The organism is Streptomyces sp. NBC_01363, assembly GCF_026340595.1.
Lineage (GTDB): Bacteria > Actinomycetota > Actinomycetes > Streptomycetales > Streptomycetaceae > Streptomyces.
Map to the genome: position 1 here is coordinate 5,252,113 of NZ_JAPEPF010000001.1, position 18,149 is coordinate 5,270,261.

The following is an 18,149-nucleotide window of genomic DNA, read 5'->3' on the forward strand; positions in this document are numbered from 1 at the left end:
ACGGGGAGGGTCAGTTCCCGGTGACCCGCTGGAGCGCGGCCACGACCTCTTCGGTCCGTGCGATGGCCGCCCGCTCCAGCACCTTGCTGATGCTGGGCGAGGACTCGCCGGCCTGGACGCGCTCCACCGGCTGGTCGAGCCAGTCGAAGAAGCGGCGCTGGATCTCGTCGGACAGCCAGCCGCCGTAGGAGGTGCCGATGGGGCCCTGCTCGGCGATGAGCACGTTGTTGGTCTTGCGGATGCTCGCGCCGAGGGTGTCCCAGTCGAGACTGGCGCGGTCCAGCCAGCGCAGGTCGATGACCTCGGCGTCCAGGCCCAGCTGTTCGACGGCCTCCAGGACGTAGTTGGTCATCGCGAGGTACGACACGACGGTGATCCGCGATCCGGCGCGGCGCACGGCCGCCCTGCCCACGGGCAGGCAGTAGTCGAAGTCGTCCACCGGGCCCGGACCGACCGAGTTGTACAGGTCGGTGTGCTCCAGTACGACGACCGGGTCCTTGCAGGTCAGCGCGGAGTTCATCAGGCCCACGTAGTCGAAGGGCGTGGACGGGGCGACGATCCGCCAGCCGGGGGCCGTGGCGAGGATTCCCGCCGGGTCCATGGAGTGCTGGGAGCCGTAGCCGGTGCCCATGGCGACCTTGCTGCGCAGGACGAGCGGGACGCCGGACCCCTGTCCGTCGCCGCCGAACATGTGCCGGGCCTTGCCGATCTGATTGAAGATCTGGTCGGCCGCGACCCACATGAAGTCGGCGTACATGAACTCCACCACCGGCTTGTACCGGCCGTCGAGCGCGATGCCGCCGGCGAGCCCGGCGAAGGCGTTCTCGCTGATCGGCGTGCCCAGGACACGGTCCGGGTGGGCCTCGGCCAGGCCCTTGGTCGCACCGTTGGTGCCGCCCTTGAGCCGGTGCACGTCCTCGCCCATGACGACGACCGACGCGTCCTCGGCCATGCGCCGGCTCATCACCTCGGCCACGACGTCGATGAACTTCCGCTGTTCCAGACGTCCTTGGAAGGCATCCGGTCCGGTGCCGGTGCCGGTGCCGGTGTCGGTGTCGGCGAGGCGCACGTCGTCGAACTCGCTGAGGTCGCCCCGCACACCGACGTCGCGGAAGGACGGGTCGGGCCATTCGGAGGGCCTGATGCGGCGGGTGCCCGGCTTGCCGTCGGGGTCGGGCTCCAGCAGTTCGTCGCCGATGGCGGCCATGACCGCCTTGGCCCGCGCGGTGCACTCCTCGATCTCGTCGGCGCCCAGGACGCCGTTCTCGACGAGCTGCCGCGAGACGAGGGCCAGCGGGTCGCGGGCCCGCCACTCCTTCTCCTCGTCCTTGGTGCGGTAGCCGAAGGCGCTGCCCGGGAACGGGCCGTTCTGGTGGAAGAAGCGATAGACCTCGGCCTCGACGATGGTCGGTCCCTGACCGGCCCGCATGTGGTCCACGGCCTCGCTCATGGCGAGGTACACGGCGAGCGGATCCATGCCGTCCACGCGCCAGCTGGGGATGTTGAAGCCCAGGCCGCGCGCCGAGAGCCGGGGCTCGGCCGTCGCCTCGTCCACGTGGGTGGAGACGGCGTACTTGTTGTTCTCGATGAAGAAGCAGACCGGAAGCTTCCAGGCGGCGGCGAGGTTCATCGTCTCCAGCACGGAGCCGATGTTGACCGCGCCGTCCCCGAAGTAGGTCACCGAGACGGCATCGGTGCCGGCCTGCCGCGCCGACCAGGCGAACCCGGCCGCCTGCGGCACGCCGCCGCCGACGATCGCGTTGGTGCCCATGGCGCCGGCCTCGCGCCACTGCAGATGCATGGATCCGCCCCGCCCCCGGCAGAAGCCCCTCGCCAGGCCGCAGATCTCGGCCAGGCTGCGTTGCAGGACGGTGCGCACCTCCGCGTCGAGGGGGCGTCGCAGGTCGATGCCGCCGGGCGCGACGTATCCCAATGCCTTGGCCAGGAACTGGTGATGTCCCCGGTGCGAGCCGCCGACGAAGTCCGCGCCGGTCAGCGGGAGCACGGAGCCGACGGCGCCGCCCTCCTGGCCGATGCTGGAGTGCGCCGGCCCATGGACCAGCCCCTGGCCCGCGAGGTCGAGGACGTACTCCTCGAAGGTCCTGATCAGCAGGGTCTGGGTGAACATCGAGGTCAGCAGCCGCGGGTCCGCGCCGTGCCAGTCCTTCTTGGTCGCCGTCACCTCGGTCCACGGTGAGGCGGGGGCCAGTTTCCGGTGTGTGGGCATGAGCACTCTCCTGTGTGATTCGGTGAGCACTGTCGCAGTGAATGGATCCATAGCCAATACCTCGTTACCGGAACGTTACGTTCAGATTTCGGGAATATCCATTGACTACGGCACCTATGGCGGCGCAATGTGAGGTGCATGGCGGATAAATGGATCCATTCCACAGGTGAACGGGAGCAGGGACTTCCCGGACTGGCCGGTGTCGAACACATCGGCTTCACCGTTCCCGACCTCGAAGAGGCGACCCGGTTCTTCGTCGAGGTGATCGGCTGCGAGCACGTCTACTCGCTCGGCCCGTTCCGCTCCGACGGCACCTGGATGAGCGACCACCTCGGCGTCCACCCGCGCGCCGTGATGCGCGAGCTGCGCTTCTTCCGGTGCGCCGGCGGTCCGAACTTCGAGATCTTCGAGTACGAGGCCCCCGGACAGGAGACGCGACCGCCGCGCAACAGCGACGCCGGCGGCCACCACCTCGCCTTCTACGTCACCGACCTCGACGCCGCCGTGGCGCACCTGCGGCGGCACGGCGTACGGATCCTCGGCGAACCCACGGCCAGCTCCGGCCCGAGCGAGGGACAGCGCTGGGTCTACTTCCTCGCTCCCTGGGGGATGCAGCTGGAGCTGGTTTCCTACCCGGACGGCAAACGGTACGAAGCCGACTCACCGGTACGGCTGTGGCAGCCTTCCGTCTGAACACGCTGCCGAGACACCGCACCAGGGAGAGCCATGTCACGCAAGCCGTCCGCCGGATCCGACCCGTCCGGGGCCAGCACGTCCGGATCCAGTGCCGCCGTCGCCAGCCAGCGCGTCGCGGACCATCTGCGTGCCGCCATCCTGAGCGGTGAACTGCGCCCCGGCGCACGGATCATGCAGGAGCAGGTCGCCGCGCAGCTCGGCGCCAGCCGGCTGCCCGTACGCGAGGCCCTGCGGATACTGGCGGCCGAGGGCCTGACCGTCGTGAAGTCCAACAGCGGCGCCTGGGTCTCCAGAATGGACATGGCGGAGTGCGAGGGCGTCTACAAGATCCGCGAACGCCTGGAACCGCTCGCCCTCGGCGAGAGCATTCCGAACCTGTCCGCCGAGCAGGTCGCCGAACTGGAGACGATCGCGCGGCAGATCGAGCTCACCACCGACGTGGACCGCTTCCTGGCCCTCGACGGCCGTCTGCACCTGCTCACCTACGCCGGATGCCGCGTCACCCAGATCACCGCCATGGTCGACCGGTTCTGGAACACCACACAGCACTACCGCCGCGCCTTCGCCCGGCTCGCGGGCGACAGCGGCTGGGAACTGATCCACGCCGAGCACCGCCTGATCATCGACGCGATCAAGCGGGCCGACACCGTCGACGCCGAACGTTTTCTCACCGGCCACATCCGCCGCACGCGGCTGGAACTGGCCCGACATCCCGAACTGTTCACAGAGGACGACCATGACAGCGACCACACAGCAGACGCAGCAGACACCGCGGACTGACGCCCGCCCCTTCGAGGGCCGCACCCTCCTCCTGTCCGGCGCGGGCGGTGGCATCGCCCGCGAGGTGGCCCGCCAGTTCCACGCGGCCGGCGCCAACCTGGTGCTCGGCGACCTGAACGCCGCGCCACTGGAGGAGTTCGCCGCGACGCTCGACCCCACGGGTGCGACCGTGATCACCCGCACCCTGGACGCGGCCTCGCCGGAGAGCAACAACGCGTTCGTCGCCGCCGCGGTCGAGACGTTCGGCTCGGTCGACTTCCTTGTACCCGCGGCCGGGATCTATCCGGAGCAGGCCGTCGCCGACATGACCGACGAGCAGTGGCACACCGTCATCTCGGTCAACCTCGACGGCGTCTTCTACCTCACCCGCGCCGTCCTGCCCCACCTCAACGAGGGCGGCAGCATCGTCAATCTGACCTCCATGGCCGGTCACCGCGGCAGCGTCCGGCACGCCCACTACGCGGCGACCAAGGGCGCGCTGCTCGCCTTCTCCCGCAGCCTCGCCTGGGAACTCGGCTCCAGGGCACGGATCAACATGGTCTCGCCCGGAATCATCGAGACCTCCATGACCCGCGACTACGTCACCGCCCGCGGTGACAGCGCACTCGCCACCACCCCCCTCGGCCGCCTGGGCAGGCCGGAGGAAGTGGCCTCCGTCGTCACCTTCCTGTGCTCACCCGCGGCGAGCTTCGTGCAGGGCGAGGTGATCCATGTGAACGGCGGAATGCACATGATCTGAGCAGGCCCGAACAGACCGGTGGAGAACGCGGCAGAGCGAGTGGGAACGGAACGGAACATGACGACGGAAGCGGCGATCTACCCCGACCTGAGGGGCAGGTCCGTATGCGTCACCGGTGCCGCGCGCGGCCTGGGCCTGGCGATGGCCGACGCGTTCGCGCGCGCCGGCTGCCATGTGCTGCTGCTCGACATCGACGGCGACGAACTGGACCGGGTGCGGCCCGCACTGGCGGCGGGCCGCCCCGACCAGGTGATCGGGACGGCCACCGCCCCGGTGAGCGACCAGGACGCCGTGACGGCGACGCTCACCGCGTTCACCGCCCGGACGGGAAGGCTGTCCGTCATGGTCGCCAATGCCGGTGTGTCCGCCAACGCGCCCTCCCTCGACCTCGAACTGGACCGCTGGAACACCGCGTTGGACGTCAACCTCACCGGGGTCTTCGTCTGCGCACGCGCCGCCGCCCGCATCATGCGCGAGGCCGACGGAGGTGTCATCCTCACCACCTCGTCGATGTACGGGGTGACCGCCGGGCCCGAGCGCGCCGCGTACTGCGCGACCAAGGCCGCCGTCGCGGCCCTCACCAAGGTTCTGGCCGTCGAGTGGGCCCCGTTCGGCATCCGGGTCAACGCGCTCGCACCCGGGTACGTCGAGACCGACCTGCTGACCCGGCTCTCCGACACCGGGCGGCTCGACACACAGGCGCTGCGCCGCCGCACCCCGCGCGGCCGCCTCGGCAGCCCGGAGGACATCGCGCATCTCGCGCTCTTCCTGTCCTCCGGGGTCTCCGCGAACATCACCGGCCAGGTCGTGGTCAGCGACGGCGGCTGGACCGCCGACGGCTACGCGGTGACGCCGGGCTGACCGGTCCCCGGGCCGGACGCCCTCGACCACTGCTTCACCGGTCCTCCCGGAGCAGTACCCGGAACCTGTCGTCGTAGTCGTTGTCCTTCAGCCGCATCGTCAACGTGGTTCGTTCACCGGTGAAGCGGACATCGACGGAGGCCTCCTTCTCCCCCGGAAGGAAGTCCGCGGTGACCGGGTGCTGGGCGGCGCCGCCCCAACGGGTCACCCAGCGCCGCGCGTCCTCCTTTGTGCCGCCGCCTTTCGCGGCGAGCCCGGCCAGACCCTCGGCATCACGGGCCTTGAGACGGGCCAGGACGTGTTCGGCGGTGGCGAGGGTGCCGGGGGTGGGGCGTCCGGTGACGGTCAGGTCGAGCTCGGCGGTGCCGTCCTTGATGCGCTCGGGCGTCTTGTCCGTGTTGAGGGCGTCGCACCCGCCGACCAGCAGCACGGCGGCCCCCGTCAGGCCGACCGCCCCGTGCGCCCACCTCCGCCTTGCGTCCCCGGGCATCGCACTCGTCGCTCCGTGGCCTCCACCGCTTCGCCTCATCCGCCCATTCTGAGCCACTCGGTCCCGGGGTGATGACCAGCTGATCTAAAGTGCTCAGGCCAGATCCCAGCCCGCGGACCTGAGAAGGAATCACGGATTATGCCCACTGAGACGTTCGAGTTTCAGGTGGAAGCGCGACAGCTTCTGCAGATGATGATCCACTCGATCTACTCGAACAAGGACGTGTTCTTGCGTGAACTCGTCTCCAACGCCTCCGACGCGCTCGACAAGTTGCGACTCGAAGCATTGCGCGACGACTCGCTCGACGCGGACGTGTCCGATCTCCACATCGCCATCGAGACCGACCGGCAGGCCCGCACGCTGACTGTGCGGGACAACGGCATCGGGATGTCTCACGACGAAGTGGTCCAGCTCATCGGGACCATTGCGAACTCAGGCACCGCGAAGTTCCTGCGGGAACTCAAGGAGGCCGAGGAGACCGCCGCGGCCGAAGGACTGATCGGCCAGTTCGGTGTCGGGTTCTACTCCAGCTTCATGGTGGCCGACGAGGTCACGCTGCTGACCCGGCGCGCGGGCGAGAGCCAGGGCACCCGGTGGACGTCGACCGGCGAGGGCACGTACACGATCGAGACCGTCGACGGCGCTCCCCAGGGGACCGCGGTCACGCTCCGGCTCAAGCCGGAGGACACCGATGACCAGCTCCACGACTACATCTCCCCGTGGAAGATCAGGGAGATCGTCAAGCGGTACTCGGACTTCATCACCTGGCCCGTCCGGATGGCCCCCGAGGCGGCGAACGGCGCGGACGACGCGGAGGGGACCGACGACGCCCCGCGCGAGCCCGAGACGCTCAACTCGATGAAGGCCCTGTGGGCGCGTTCGCGCGACGAGGTCGGCGACGACGAGTACCACGAGCTGTACAAGCACATCAGCCACGACTGGAGTGCCCCTCTGGAGACCATCCGCCTGCAGGCGGAAGGCACGTTCGAGTACCAGGCGCTGCTTTTCATCCCGTCGCACGCACCCCAGGACCTGTTCATGCAGGGGTACCAGCGCGGCATCCAGCTCTATGTGAAGCGCGTCTTCATCATGGACGACTGCGAAGCGCTGATGCCGCCGTACCTGCGCTTCGTCAAGGGCGTCGTCGACGCGCAGGACCTGTCGCTCAACGTGTCGCGCGAGATCCTCCAGCAGGACCGCCAGATCCAGTTGATGCACCGGCGTCTGGCGAAGAAGGTGCTGTCGACGGTCAAGGACATGATGTCCGCCGAACCGGAGCGGTACGCCACGTTCTGGCGGGAGTTCGGCCGCGTCCTCAAGGAAGGGCTGCTCAGCGACTTCGAGAACCGCGAGGCGATCCTCGGTGTCTCGTCCTTCGCCACGACCCACGACAAGGACGAGCCGACCACTCTGCGGCAGTACGTGGAGCGGATGAAGGACGGCCAGGAGTACATCTTCTACCTGACGGGCGAGTCCCGGCAGGCCATCGAGAACTCCCCGCACATGGAGGCGTTCCGCGCCAAGGGCGTCGAGGTGCTGCTGTTGACCGACCCCGTCGACGAGGTGTGGGTCGAGGCGGAGCCCGAGTTCGACGGCAAGAAGCTGCGGTCCGTGGCCAAGGGCGAGGTCGACCTCGGCACCGAGGAGGAGAAGAAGGAGGCCGCGACCGAGCGCGAGGGCCGGCAGCAGGAGTACGCGGATCTGCTCGGCTGGATGACGGACCGGCTGAGCGGGACCGTCAAGGAGGTGCGGCTCTCCTCGCGCCTCACCGTCTCGCCCGCCTGCATCGTCTCGGACATGCACGACGTGACGCCGGCCCTGGAGAACATGTACCGAGCCATGGGCCAGGCCGTACCCCAGGTCAAGCGCATCCTGGAACTCAACCCGGGGCACCCGCTGGTCAGCGGCCTCAACCGGGCACACGCCGAACGCGGCGAGGACGCCGGCACCGGTCTCCAGGAGACGGCCGAACTGCTCCACGATCTGGCGCTGCTGGCCGAGGGCGGCGAACTGGGCGATCCCTCGCGCTTCGTCAGGCTGATGGCCGACCGGCTCGAACGCACCCTGTGAGCACGATCGCTCCCGCACGATCGGGGCGGCGCCTCGCCGTCCCCGGGGCAGTGACCGGCCTTGGCGCAGGGGGCGGCGGCTTCGGCCGCTGTCGGTGAATCGGCAGCGGCAGCGGCAGGACGGCGACTCCTCGCGGTGGGCCACGCCTCGCGCAGCCGAGGCGTGGCCCACCGGCCGGACCGGCGGGAGGGGCTGCCGCTGGCGGTGGGCCGATCCGGATGCGAACCACGCGGTCCGGAGCGAGGATCGAGGTACGGGCAGTGGCCCGGTTGCGCCCCGGCTCCCTGAGGGCCGGCCCCTTCCCCGGTGCTCCGGTCCGCTTCCCGGCCGCCGTCCCGCCTGCCCACGCGCCGTCCCGCCCACGCGTGCCTTTCCGGCTCACGCGCGGCGGGTGCTCACGGCGCGGTCCGCGGGGCGATCTCGGCGATCAGGCCCTCGACCAGGGTCCTGATCCCGTCGCGGATGGGGCGGACGGCCGCCACGCCCTGTCCGGCCGGGTCGTCGAGCTTCCAGTCGAGGTAGCGCTTGCCGGGGAGGACCGGGCAGGTGTCGCCGCAGCCCATGGTGACGCACACGTCGGACTCGCGAACCGCGTCCACGGTGAGAATCTTCGGGCTCTCGGCGGAGATGTCGATGCCGACCTCGGCCATCGCCTCGACGGCGGCGGGATTGACGGCCCCGTCGGGATCGGAGCCCGCGGAACGGACCTCGACGCGGTCCCCGGCCAGATGGGTCAGCCAGGCGGCGGCCATCTGGGAACGGCCGGCGTTGTGGACGCAGACGAACAGGACGGACGGCTTGCGCGCGGTCTCGGGCATGGACAACTCTCTCGTCGCACGGCGGCACCAGTCGCCAATGACATCAGCCCCCGCTGGTATCAGCGAGTGGTGATGTGAAAGTATCAGTCCATGCTGACTTCAGTCGATCCTGATCTGATCCGGGCGCTGGGCGATCCGCTCCGTCTCCGGATCGTGACCCTGCTGGCGAGCGAGACGCTCTGCACGACGCACCTGGTCGAGGAGACCGGAGCGAAGCAGACCAATCTGTCCAACCACTTGAAGGTGCTGCGCGAGGCCGGAGTGGTGGACACCGAGCCGTGCGGCCGGTTCACCTACTACAGGCTGCGCCCCGAGGCCCTGGCCGGCCTCTCCGAGCAGTTCGCCGCGCTGGCCGAGTCCGCCCGCGCTGCCGCCGGGAACAAACGGTCCTGCCCGTGAACACCACCGGACCCGCCACCGTCGCCCCGGTGGGCGACGACGATTCGATTGTCGGGAAGCTCTCCGCTCTCGACCGCTACCTCGCGGTGTGGATCCTGCTCGCCATGGCCGTCGGTCTGGGGCTGGGGAGACTGGTCCCGGGGATGGACGACGTGCTGGCGAAGATCGAGGTCGGCGGGATCTCCCTGCCGATCGCGCTCGGTCTGCTCGTCATGATGTACCCGGTGCTGGCCAAGGTCCGTTACGACAAGCTCGACACCGTGACCGGCGACCGCAAGCTGATGGTGTCCTCGCTGGTCATCAACTGGATCGTCGGCCCGGCCGTCATGTTCGCGCTGGCGTGGATCTTCCTGCCGGACCTGCCCGAGTACCGCACCGGCCTGATCATCGTCGGCCTGGCCCGCTGCATCGCCATGGTCATCATCTGGAACGACCTCGCCTGCGGCGACCGCGAAGCAGCCGCCGTGCTCGTCGCGCTCAACTCCGTGTTCCAGGTCGTCGCGTTCGGCCTGCTCGGCTGGTTCTATCTCGACCTGCTGCCCCGGTGGCTGGGTCTGGGCGACGGCCAGGGACTGGACGTACCGGTGTGGCACATCGCCCTCAACGTCATCGTGTTCCTCGGCGTCCCGCTGCTGGCCGGCTTCCTCACCCGCCGCATCGGTGAGCGGAGGGCGGGCCGTGAGTCCTACGAGGCGACGTTCCTGCCGAGGATCGGCCCGTGGGCGTTGTACGGGCTGCTCTTCACGATCGTCGTCCTCTTCGCCCTGCAAGGGAGGACGATCACCTCGCAGCCACTGGACGTCGTACGGATCGCCGCTCCGCTGCTCGTCTATTTCGCGGTCATGTTCTTCGGCACCTTCCTGCTCGGCAAGGCTCTCGGACTGGCCTACGACCGCACGGCCACACTGGCGTTCACTGCCGCGGGCAACAACTTCGAACTCGCCATCGCCGTCGCCATCGCGACCTTCGGCGTCACTTCCGGCCAGGCGCTCTCCGGCGTCGTCGGCCCACTCATCGAAGTCCCGGTCCTGATCGGTCTCGTGTACGTGTCACTGGCCTGGCGCAGAAGCTTTCCGGCCACGGCCCCGGCGACCCAGGCCCCGTGACGTGGTGACCCGGCGGGGCAGGGAGATGAACCGGCCGGTCAGGTGGCTGTCGGCCGCCTCGTCCGGATCCGACGGCCGACGGCCGACGGCCCGCGTCTGGAGTGGGCCGGCCGCGGAAAACCTGTGGCACGGGGACATGCGGCCCGCATAGCTTGTGCGTCCGTGACTGATGCCCCCAAGAGCACATCGCCCGACACATCCGTGACGTCCACGGAACCGGCCACGATGAAATGGGGTGAGCGGGCGACGGCGGCCGGGCTTCCGCCCGTAGGGTCCGAAGCCGCGGACGGGCTGTTCTCCCGAACGTACGCGGCGGCCACCTCCAGCTTCGCCGCGGTGATGTTCCTGACCGGGCTCGCCGCGCTGGCCGTGGTACCCACACTGCCGACGGCCGCACAGGATCTGGACGGGGTGTCGCTCTTCCCCCTGGTGGCGGGCTGTTTCGTGGCCGCGAGTCTGCTGGGCGGGGTGCTGGGCGGTCACTGGGCGGACCGTGCGGGGGCGCACCGCCCGCTGGCGGCGGGCATGGTGCTGGCGGTGGTCACCCTGCTGGTCTCGGCCGCCAGCACCTCGATCTGGCAACTGGCCGCCGGGCGCTTCGTGGACGGAGTGGCGGGCGGGATGGTCGCGGTGTCGATCAACGCCGCGATCGGCCAGGCGTATCCCGACCGTCTCCAGCCGCGTGCCCTGGCGTTGATGAGTGCCTGCTGGATCATTCCGTCACTCGTCGGTCCTCCGCTGGCCGGGCTGGTGGCCGACTGGTGGTCCTGGCGTGTGGTGTTCTACGGCCTGGCGGCTCTGACCGCCCTTCCGGCACTGGCGGTCGTGGCCGTGCTGCGCGGCCGTTCCTGGCAGTCCGTGCCCGCGCCCTCGGAGGACAGCACACCGCGCCCCGCGCTGATGGTCGCGGTGGCGGTGAGCGTGGGCGCGGCGCTGGGCCAGTACGGCGCATCGGGCTGGGACACGCGGCATCTGCTGTTCGCGGCGGGCGGACTCGCCCTGCTGGTGCTGTTCGTCTCACGGCTGTTGCCGGCGGGCACCTGGCGTGCCGCGCGCGGTCTGCCGGCCACAGTGCTGCTGCGCGGGCTGAGTTCGGGTGTGTTCTTCACGCTGGAGGCCCTGGTGCCGCTGATGCTCGTCACCGCCCGGGACGTGGCCCCCGTCGTGACGGGACTGGCCTTCACGGGCGCCGCCGTGGCCTGGGCAGCCTCGTCCTGGGTGCAGGGCCGGCTTCCGGAACGGACCCCGCGCCACCGCCTGGTCGTGATCGGTGCGCTGGTGCAGGCGGGGGCGGTCGTGATCGCGGCCGTCGGGTCGCTGCCCGGGATGCCGGCGATCACTGCCGCGTCGTCGATGGTCGTCGCCGCGATCGGCATGGGCCTGCTCGCCCCGTCCCTCACCGTGCTGTCGCTCTCCCACGCACCGACCGGTCGGCAGGGCTATGCCAGCAGCGCGATGCAGACCAATCAGAATCTGGGCCAGATCCTGATCCTGGGAGTCTCCTCCGCCGTTTTCAACGCCTTCCTGGGTGCCGGTTCGAACGACCACGTCGGCTACGCCGCCGCCTTCGGGCTGCTGCTCGTGCCGGGCGTCCTGGCCGCCCTGCTCGCCACCCGGGCCCGCAGCGCGTGAGCCCGAGGGCGGCTCGGGCTCCGAGTATCCGGGCGACGATGCCCGCGCGGCCGGCGAGGTGTGTGTCCGGTTCGCCGGCACGGCCCCGACGGCCGTCGGGGAACAAACACCGGGAACGCGCCGAAATCAGGCGGAAAGTGGTCCTGTGGGCGGAGGGCGAAGATCCCTAGGCTCGGCCCCATGCGTGTACTTTTCGCCTCGACCCGAGGCTCGGGCCACTTCCAACCACTCGTCCCACTCATCGACGCGTGCACGGCAAGAGGTGACGACGTCCTCGTCGTCGCCCCGCCGGCACTCGAAGCGTTACTGGCGGACCGGAAACAGCCGTACCGCATCGGCGGGGAACCGCCCCAGGAGGAACTCGCGCGGGTCATGGCGCGCGGGCTGGCACTGCCCCCGGAGGACGGCGTCGCGATGATGGTCGGGGAGGTGTTCGGCCGGCTCGGGACCGCGGCGATGCTTCCCGCACTGGAGGAGGCCTGCCGCGACTGGCGCCCCGACCTCGTCCTGCACGAGGCTTTCGAGTTCGCCTCGGTGGTGGCCGCCGAGCGTCATGGAATCCCGCATGCCCGGGTCGCGGTCTCCGCCGCGCGGTTCACCGGGGCCACCGACCCGCTCCTCGGCCCGGTGCTAGACCCGTACGGACCCGGCATCGCGCAGCGGCTCCTCGCGTCCCCGTATCTGTCCCGCCTGCCGGCCTCCCTGGACCCCTCGCCGTACGCCGTGACCCACCGCTACCACGAGGCCCTTCGGCCGCAGGCCCTGCCGGACTGGTGGGGCGGAGCGGAGGAACCGCTCGTCAACATCACCCTCGGCACCGAGGCGGGCGCCCTGCCGACCGCGATCGGCCTGTACCGGGCGGTTCTGGAGGCGGTGAGCGTACTGCCGGTGCGCGTACTGCTGACGACCGGGCACCACATCGATGTGCAGGACCTCGGACCGCTGCCGCCCCACGTCCATGTGGAGCCGTGGGTGCCGCAGGCGGACGTCCTGCGCAGTGCCTCCCTCGTGGTCTGCCACGGCGGCTCGGGAACGGTCTACGGCGCCCTGGCGGCCGGCGTCCCGCTGGTCTGCGTCCCTCTCTTCGCCGACCAGCCGGAGAACGCCCGGCTGGTGGCCGCGGCGGGGGCGGGGACGGCCGTCACCCCGACCGGCGGCCCGGTGGACGAGCCGCCGAAGCTGGGCCCCGACGACGTACGGAGCATCCGCGCGGCTGCCGAACGGGTCCTGGAGGAACCGTCGTACCGTGCGCGGGCCCAGTCCCTGGCCGACGAGATGCGGACCACCGCCCGGGCCGCGGAGCTGCTCGGCACCCTCGAACCGTGATCCCGGACCACGACGGGGCCGACGGCCCGCACGTCCGTACGGAGGGAGTCGCCGGGCCGGGGCGCTGCCGCGGCACACGGGCGGGCATGGGAAGGAGATGGCACGAGTATCCGCACCCGTGATCGAGCTCGTCCGGCGTACGACGGAGCCGGTCGGGGCGCAGACCCTGCGTTCCACGGCGGCTGCCGTCATCGCCTACGTCGTGGCGGTGTGGGCCCTGCCCCATCCCGCACCGCTCACGGCCCCGCTCACCGCGCTCCTCGTCGTGCAGGTCACCCTCTACGCGACCCTCACCACGGGCATCCGCCGGGTGAACTCGGTCGTGGTCGGGGTGCTCATCGCCACTGCGCTCAGCGCGCTGGTGGGCCTCAACTGGTGGAGCCTCGGGCTGACGATCTTCGCCTCGCTGATCATCGGGCGGCTGGTGCGCGTCGGCGAGTTCGTACCCGAGGTGGCGATCAGCGCGATGCTCGTGCTGGGCGTCTCGCAGGTCGCGTCGACCGCCTGGGACCGGGTGCTGGAGACCCTGATCGGCGCCGGTGTGGGGCTGCTGTTCAACCTGCTCCTCGCGCCGCCCGTGTGGGTGCAGCCCGCGGGCGCCTCCATCGACGGCCTGGCCCGCGAGATGGGACAGATGTTCCGTGCCATGGGGGAGGACGTGCGCGGTCACATCTCCGTCGAGCGGGCGGCCGACCGGCTCCACGCGGCCCGCCGCCTCGACCACGACATCGTGGAGGTCGATGCCTCGCTGCGGCAGGCGGAGGACAGCCTCACCCTCAATCCGCGCGTCCGGCAGGGACTGCTGTACCGGGTCGTGCTGCGCACCGGTCTGGACACCCTGGAGATCTGCGCCGTGGTGCTGCGGGTACTGTCGCGCACCCTGACCGACCTGGCCAAGGCCCGTACCGACGAGATGCTGTTCCCCGCCGATGTGGCCGAGTCCCTGACCGAGCTGTTCGGGCAGATGGCCGGTGCCGTCGAGAGCTTCTCGGAGCTGATCACCACTCCGCTCGCGCAGAACGCCGAGGAGGCGGAGACCCGGCTGGCACACGCACTCGCCGTCAGCCGTACGACCAGGGACCGGGTGGCCGATCTGCTCCTCGAAGACGTCCAGGAACACCCCAGGCAGTGGCAGTTGCACGGGGCGCTGCTCGCCGAGGTCGACCGGATCCTGGACGAGCTCGACATCGACAAGCGCACGGAACGCCTGGGCAAGGAGCTCGACCGGCGCTCCGCGCAGCTCCACGAACGCCACCCCTGGCTGCGCGCCGTGTCACGCCGGCTGGGCGCCGGGCAGAGCTGAGGGCGGGGCACGCGGCAGAGCCGAGAACGGTGTCGGTGCGGCGTCATCCGGAGGCCGACAGGCGCTCGATGGCGACCAGTGCGGCGTCGTCCCCGAGATGGCCGCCCGCGTGGCGCAACAGGTCGGCGCACAGGGACTCCAGCAGGGCGTCGGGACCCGCTCCGTACTGCGAAGCGGCGCGTTCCCGCAGCGGATAGAAATTCCCCGACCGGTCCCGGGACTCGATGACTCCGTCGGTGTAGAGGAGCAGGGTGTCACCGGCCTCGAAGCCGAACGTCTCCGCCGTGTGCTCCGTGATCACCAGGCGCGCCAGTCCGAGCGGCGGGGCCGGCGTCCGCACACAGAGCGGGATCACCTCACCCGCGCGCAGGAGGAGCGGCGGCGGATGACCGCAGCTGACCAGGTGGATCTCCGCAGCGTCGTCGGGGATGTCGAGAACGGCCGCGGTGACGAAGGACTCCGTGAGGTCCGGGTCGTCCTCCTCGTGCTCGTCGTTCCCGTCGGATGCGGTGCCGTCCGGGTCCGGGGCGATGCTCGTCTCCAGCTGGGCCACCAGTTCGGGCAGCCGCCACCGCTGGCGGGAAAGGGCGTGGAAGGCACCCAGGACGCTGGCCGCCTCACCGATCGCGGCAAGCCCCTTGCCGCGTACGTCGCCGATGATCAGACGGGTGCCTCCCACGGTGCGGGCGGCGGCGTACAGGTCGCCGCCGATCTGCGCCTCCGCCTCCGCGGCCAGATAGACCGAGGCGATGCGCAGGGGGCCGCTCCGTGCGGGGAGCGGTCGCAGCACCACGTGCTGTGCCGCCTCGGCCACCGAGCGCAGCTGGGCCACGGCCTGCTCGTTGCGGACCCTCAGGTGGGCGAAGAAGGTGACGAAGACGGAGATGAGAACGAGCGCGATGATCTGGTAGGTGTGGTTGAGGTCGTTGAGACTGGTGCGGGCGAAGGCCACCAGGGACTGCGCCAGCACGGCGACCGCACCGACAAAGGCAGTCATGCGCGGCCCGGTGAACGAGGCGGCCACCGCAGGCGCCGCCACCAGGAACGGACCGAGATGGACATCCGGCGGCGCGGAGACATCGACCGCCGTGACGACGGCGATCAGCGCGAACGGCATCGCCACGAGCGCGTTCCTGCGCCGCCGGGACTCACGGATCGACTGCAGGAACCGCCGGGAAGCCATGTTTCCGGAATACCTCACCCGGTCCGTCTCCGCTTCTCGTACGGCCGAGCGCCTGGCCGGCCTCCCGCATGGTGTCCCCGGGCTCGACCGAGCCGACCCCGCCCGCACCTGCTCGGCGACCGCCTCCTCGATCCGGGCGTTCTGCGCGAACCGCGGGAAGGGACTGCCGGTCGCCGTCCCGGTGATCTTCTCGGTCCATCCGGTGGTGCAGGCATCGCCCCGGACCTTCGGGTCGGCCGGCCCGGCGGCGGTGGTCGGCGGTAGCGCGAGCTTCTCGAAGTGCTCGGTGACCTTCTCCTTGTCCGACGAGGTGTGCGGCGCGAACTCGGTGGCCGCGTCCCGCCAACTGGCCGCGCGCGACGGCGATGCCCTGCCCCCACGGCAGGGCCCGCGGGATGTCGCCCGTCTTCGGCACCGGCCGGACCACCGGCTGCATCACGCCGACGCGCGTCCTGTCCTTCGTGCCTACACGGGCGCAGCCGGCCGCGGGTTGCTTGTGCGGCCGGCTGCGCCCGTGTCGGGGCGGGGGCCCGGGACGCCTACGGAACCAGCAGGGAGTCCGACAGACGGGGCGACGGCGGCGCGGCGCCGTCCAGCGTCGCGGAGTGCAGTGCGGCGTGCTCCTCGCGGGAGACGACCGCCCGGCCGCCGCGCACCGTGAGCCGGTTCCCCCGCGGGGTCGTCCAGCGGACCTCGGCGCGGTCACCGGCCACGGCCACCTCCGGATCCGGCGTGGGCCGTGCCCCCCGCTCCGTCCCGGACGGGACGAGGGACAGGGTGCCCGCGGCGAAGGTGTCACCGAGCTCCGCCCAGTCCAGCTCGACCGGGGCCGCGCTTTCGAAGAGCACCACCTCGATCCGCACCCCGTCGGCGCGCGGGACCAGCCGGGCCGTCGGCGTACGGCCGCCGAAGGCGCCTCCGGCCAGCCGGAAGTCCAGCCGCGCCGTCCCCAGGTCGAGTTCGACGCCGCCGTCGATCGCGGTTGTCCCCGCCACGGGGGGCGCACCGATCAGGTCCACCACCAGACGCAGCGACCGGGCCCGGAACCGGTCTCCCGGTTCGATCATGTCGAGGTGGTGGTGCCGGTCGCCCGCCGGGCAGGCGAAGCCCGTCAGCCAGGCCACATGGGGACCGCTCTGCACGGTGGAGAGCACACCCGAGGCGAAGTCGAAGTCCTCCGCCCCGTCGTCCTTCATCAGATGGACGTGCAGATGCCCGGAAGTCCCGTCCGGGCGCACCCAGTGGCCGAACAGCGGCCGTCGCTGCAACCAGGTGTCCTGGTGGTTCACGCTGCCCAGGGTGGTGACCGGGTCCAGCCAAGTGGTGCCCGTCTCCGGGGCCGGGCTCTCGGTGAACAGCTCCCGGTGCTCGTGCTCGTTCTCCAGCTCCAGCAGCCGGGGCAGGACCCAGTCGGGCATCCGGTAGTCCACGCAGGAGTCCAGACCGGTCGACATCTCGCCCCGGACCGGTCGGGGCTCCGGCGCGCCGAGCACCCCCCGGACCGCCTTCGCCAGGAACGGTGGCACGCCCAGGTCGTTGCTGTAGCAGCGGGCCATCGGACCGGAGAGCTGGCGGGTCGGCGGGTGCCAGCGGGCCAGGAAGTGCAGCCAGAGGCGGTCGTGCAGCCGGTCGTTGAGCTCCAGCACCTCCTCGTCGTCGACGTGCTCCCTGATCAGGGTCAGGGTCTGGAGCACGACGCCCCAGTAGGAGGGGCTGTTGAACTCGGTGAAGCTGCCGGTGCCGTCGATGGCCCGCGAGAGCCGCACCATGCGGTCCTTGCCGTAGGCGAACAGTTCCTCGTCGTCGAGGAGTTTCCCGGCGGCGAGCGTCACGAACGTACCCATGACGGCGACGTTCGTGTACGTCAAGTGCACGTTCCTGCGGACGATCGAGGCGGCCGCGTGCCGTACCGACTCCCTCAGCTCGTGCCGCACCTCGGCCGGCAGGTCGTCGCCGTGCCGGGCGTGCACCAGCAGCAGGGCGATGCCGAGGAAGTCCGCCCAGTTCCAGTCGGCCGGGTCCATCTCCGCGGCCGGTTCCTCGGCGTAGTAGCCCCAGATGCCGTAGGTGGCGTTCTCCGGCGAGCGGTCCTGGAGCCCGGCGATCCGCAGGATCACGGCATGGGCGCGCTCGGCGTCGCCCTCGCCGCCGCGTTCCAGCAGCAGGAGGGCGTAGTGCAGGGAGTTGCGGGTGGGGTGTGCGGGGCCGCCCTTGATGTTGGTGTGGATGGGGTTGTACGGGGCTTCGACCTGCAGCAGGTTCGCCTCGGCGTCCCAGCAGCGGTCGCCCTCGTCGAGGGCCGCTCGCAGCAGGGTGCGGTCGTACGAGGCGGCCGACCAGGCAGGGTGCACGGGATGTCCTCCAGCTCGCGATCGTCGGTCCGACGATCTTCGACAACGCTTGGGAAGCGTTTTCCAGAGGCTAAGCCGACGTCAACACTCCGGCAAGGGGCATACGTTGAACTCCGGGGCAGAAGTCCGCACCCAGCCCATTGACGCGGCGATATCGGGCGGTGCAAG

General features: G+C 70.6%; 15 protein-coding genes. 10 read left to right on the plus strand and 5 right to left on the minus strand.

All coding sequences use genetic code 11. The annotated features are described in order from the left end of the window. Positions 1-10 precede the first annotated feature (10 nt). Entirely contained in the window at positions 11-2,227 is a 2,217-nt protein-coding gene (locus OG611_RS23840) for a thiamine pyrophosphate-dependent enzyme (protein WP_266423589.1), read from the minus strand. A 138-nt stretch (positions 2,228-2,365) separates the two neighbouring features. Here OG611_RS23840 and OG611_RS23845 point away from each other — a divergent pair, with 138 nt between their 5' ends. From OG611_RS23845 to OG611_RS23860, 4 genes are read left to right on the plus strand one after another with little or no spacing between them, the layout of a single operon-like run. Further along, positions 2,366-2,920 carry a VOC family protein gene (locus OG611_RS23845; RefSeq protein ID WP_266423592.1) on the plus strand — a complete coding sequence of 185 codons (555 nt, stop codon included), beginning with the start codon at positions 2,366-2,368 and terminating at the stop codon, positions 2,918-2,920. Positions 2,921-2,953: 33 nt separating this feature from the next. Then, positions 2,954-3,703 (plus strand): GntR family transcriptional regulator, encoded by a 750-nt coding sequence (locus OG611_RS23850; RefSeq protein ID WP_266423595.1) that lies wholly within the window; start codon positions 2,954-2,956, stop codon positions 3,701-3,703. Next, the gene (locus tag OG611_RS23855) at positions 3,660-4,442 is read left to right on the plus strand and encodes an SDR family NAD(P)-dependent oxidoreductase (RefSeq protein WP_266423597.1); all 783 of its coding nucleotides are present in this window, start codon (positions 3,660-3,662) and stop codon (positions 4,440-4,442) included. The genes OG611_RS23850 and OG611_RS23855 overlap by 44 nt, the downstream gene beginning before the upstream one ends. Positions 4,443-4,499: 57 nt before the next feature. Then, positions 4,500-5,303 (plus strand): SDR family NAD(P)-dependent oxidoreductase, encoded by an 804-nt coding sequence (locus OG611_RS23860; protein WP_266423599.1) that lies wholly within the window; start codon positions 4,500-4,502, stop codon positions 5,301-5,303. Between the two features lie 34 nt (positions 5,304-5,337). Here the strand turns inward: OG611_RS23860 and OG611_RS23865 are convergent, their stop codons facing one another. Continuing rightward, positions 5,338-5,793, minus strand: coding sequence for a hypothetical protein (locus tag OG611_RS23865; protein ID WP_266423602.1), 456 nt, complete (start codon positions 5,791-5,793; stop codon positions 5,338-5,340). A gap of 138 nt (positions 5,794-5,931) precedes the next feature. Here OG611_RS23865 and htpG point away from each other — a divergent pair, with 138 nt between their 5' ends. Beyond that, a complete protein-coding gene (gene htpG / locus OG611_RS23870) occupies positions 5,932-7,863 on the plus strand; it encodes a molecular chaperone HtpG (RefSeq protein WP_266423604.1) in 1,932 nt (643 codons plus the stop codon). A 395-nt stretch (positions 7,864-8,258) separates the two neighbouring features. Here the strand turns inward: htpG and OG611_RS23875 are convergent, their stop codons facing one another. Beyond that, positions 8,259-8,681 (minus strand): arsenate reductase ArsC, encoded by a 423-nt coding sequence (locus tag OG611_RS23875; protein WP_266423606.1) that lies wholly within the window; start codon positions 8,679-8,681, stop codon positions 8,259-8,261. 90 nt (positions 8,682-8,771) lie between these two features. Here OG611_RS23875 and OG611_RS23880 point away from each other — a divergent pair, with 90 nt between their 5' ends. From OG611_RS23880 to OG611_RS23900, 5 genes are all read left to right on the plus strand, one after another. After that, positions 8,772-9,080 (plus strand): helix-turn-helix transcriptional regulator, encoded by a 309-nt coding sequence (locus tag OG611_RS23880; protein ID WP_266423609.1) that lies wholly within the window; start codon positions 8,772-8,774, stop codon positions 9,078-9,080. Further along, positions 9,077-10,186, plus strand: a complete 1,110-nt coding sequence (gene arsB / locus OG611_RS23885; protein ID WP_266423612.1) for an ACR3 family arsenite efflux transporter — start codon at positions 9,077-9,079, stop codon at positions 10,184-10,186. Before OG611_RS23880 ends, arsB begins: the two co-directional genes overlap by 4 nt. Positions 10,187-10,348: 162 nt before the next feature. Next, positions 10,349-11,818, plus strand: a complete 1,470-nt coding sequence (locus OG611_RS23890; RefSeq protein ID WP_266423614.1) for an MFS transporter — start codon at positions 10,349-10,351, stop codon at positions 11,816-11,818. Between the two features lie 180 nt (positions 11,819-11,998). Then, complete coding sequence (locus OG611_RS23895) at positions 11,999-13,144, plus strand: glycosyltransferase (protein WP_266423617.1); 1,146 nt, start codon at positions 11,999-12,001, stop codon at positions 13,142-13,144. A 97-nt stretch (positions 13,145-13,241) separates the two neighbouring features. Next, a complete protein-coding gene (locus OG611_RS23900; RefSeq protein ID WP_266423620.1) occupies positions 13,242-14,447 on the plus strand; it encodes an aromatic acid exporter family protein in 1,206 nt (401 codons plus the stop codon). 43 nt (positions 14,448-14,490) lie between these two features. Here the strand turns inward: OG611_RS23900 and OG611_RS23905 are convergent, their stop codons facing one another. Beyond that, positions 14,491-15,630: a PP2C family protein-serine/threonine phosphatase gene (locus OG611_RS23905; protein ID WP_266423623.1), complete on the minus strand. Its 1,140-nt coding sequence runs from the start codon at positions 15,628-15,630 to the stop codon at positions 14,491-14,493. Between the two features lie 539 nt (positions 15,631-16,169). Next, positions 16,170-17,981: a hypothetical protein gene (locus tag OG611_RS23910; RefSeq protein ID WP_266423626.1), complete on the minus strand. Its 1,812-nt coding sequence runs from the start codon at positions 17,979-17,981 to the stop codon at positions 16,170-16,172. Positions 17,982-18,149: the final 168 nt, after the last annotated feature.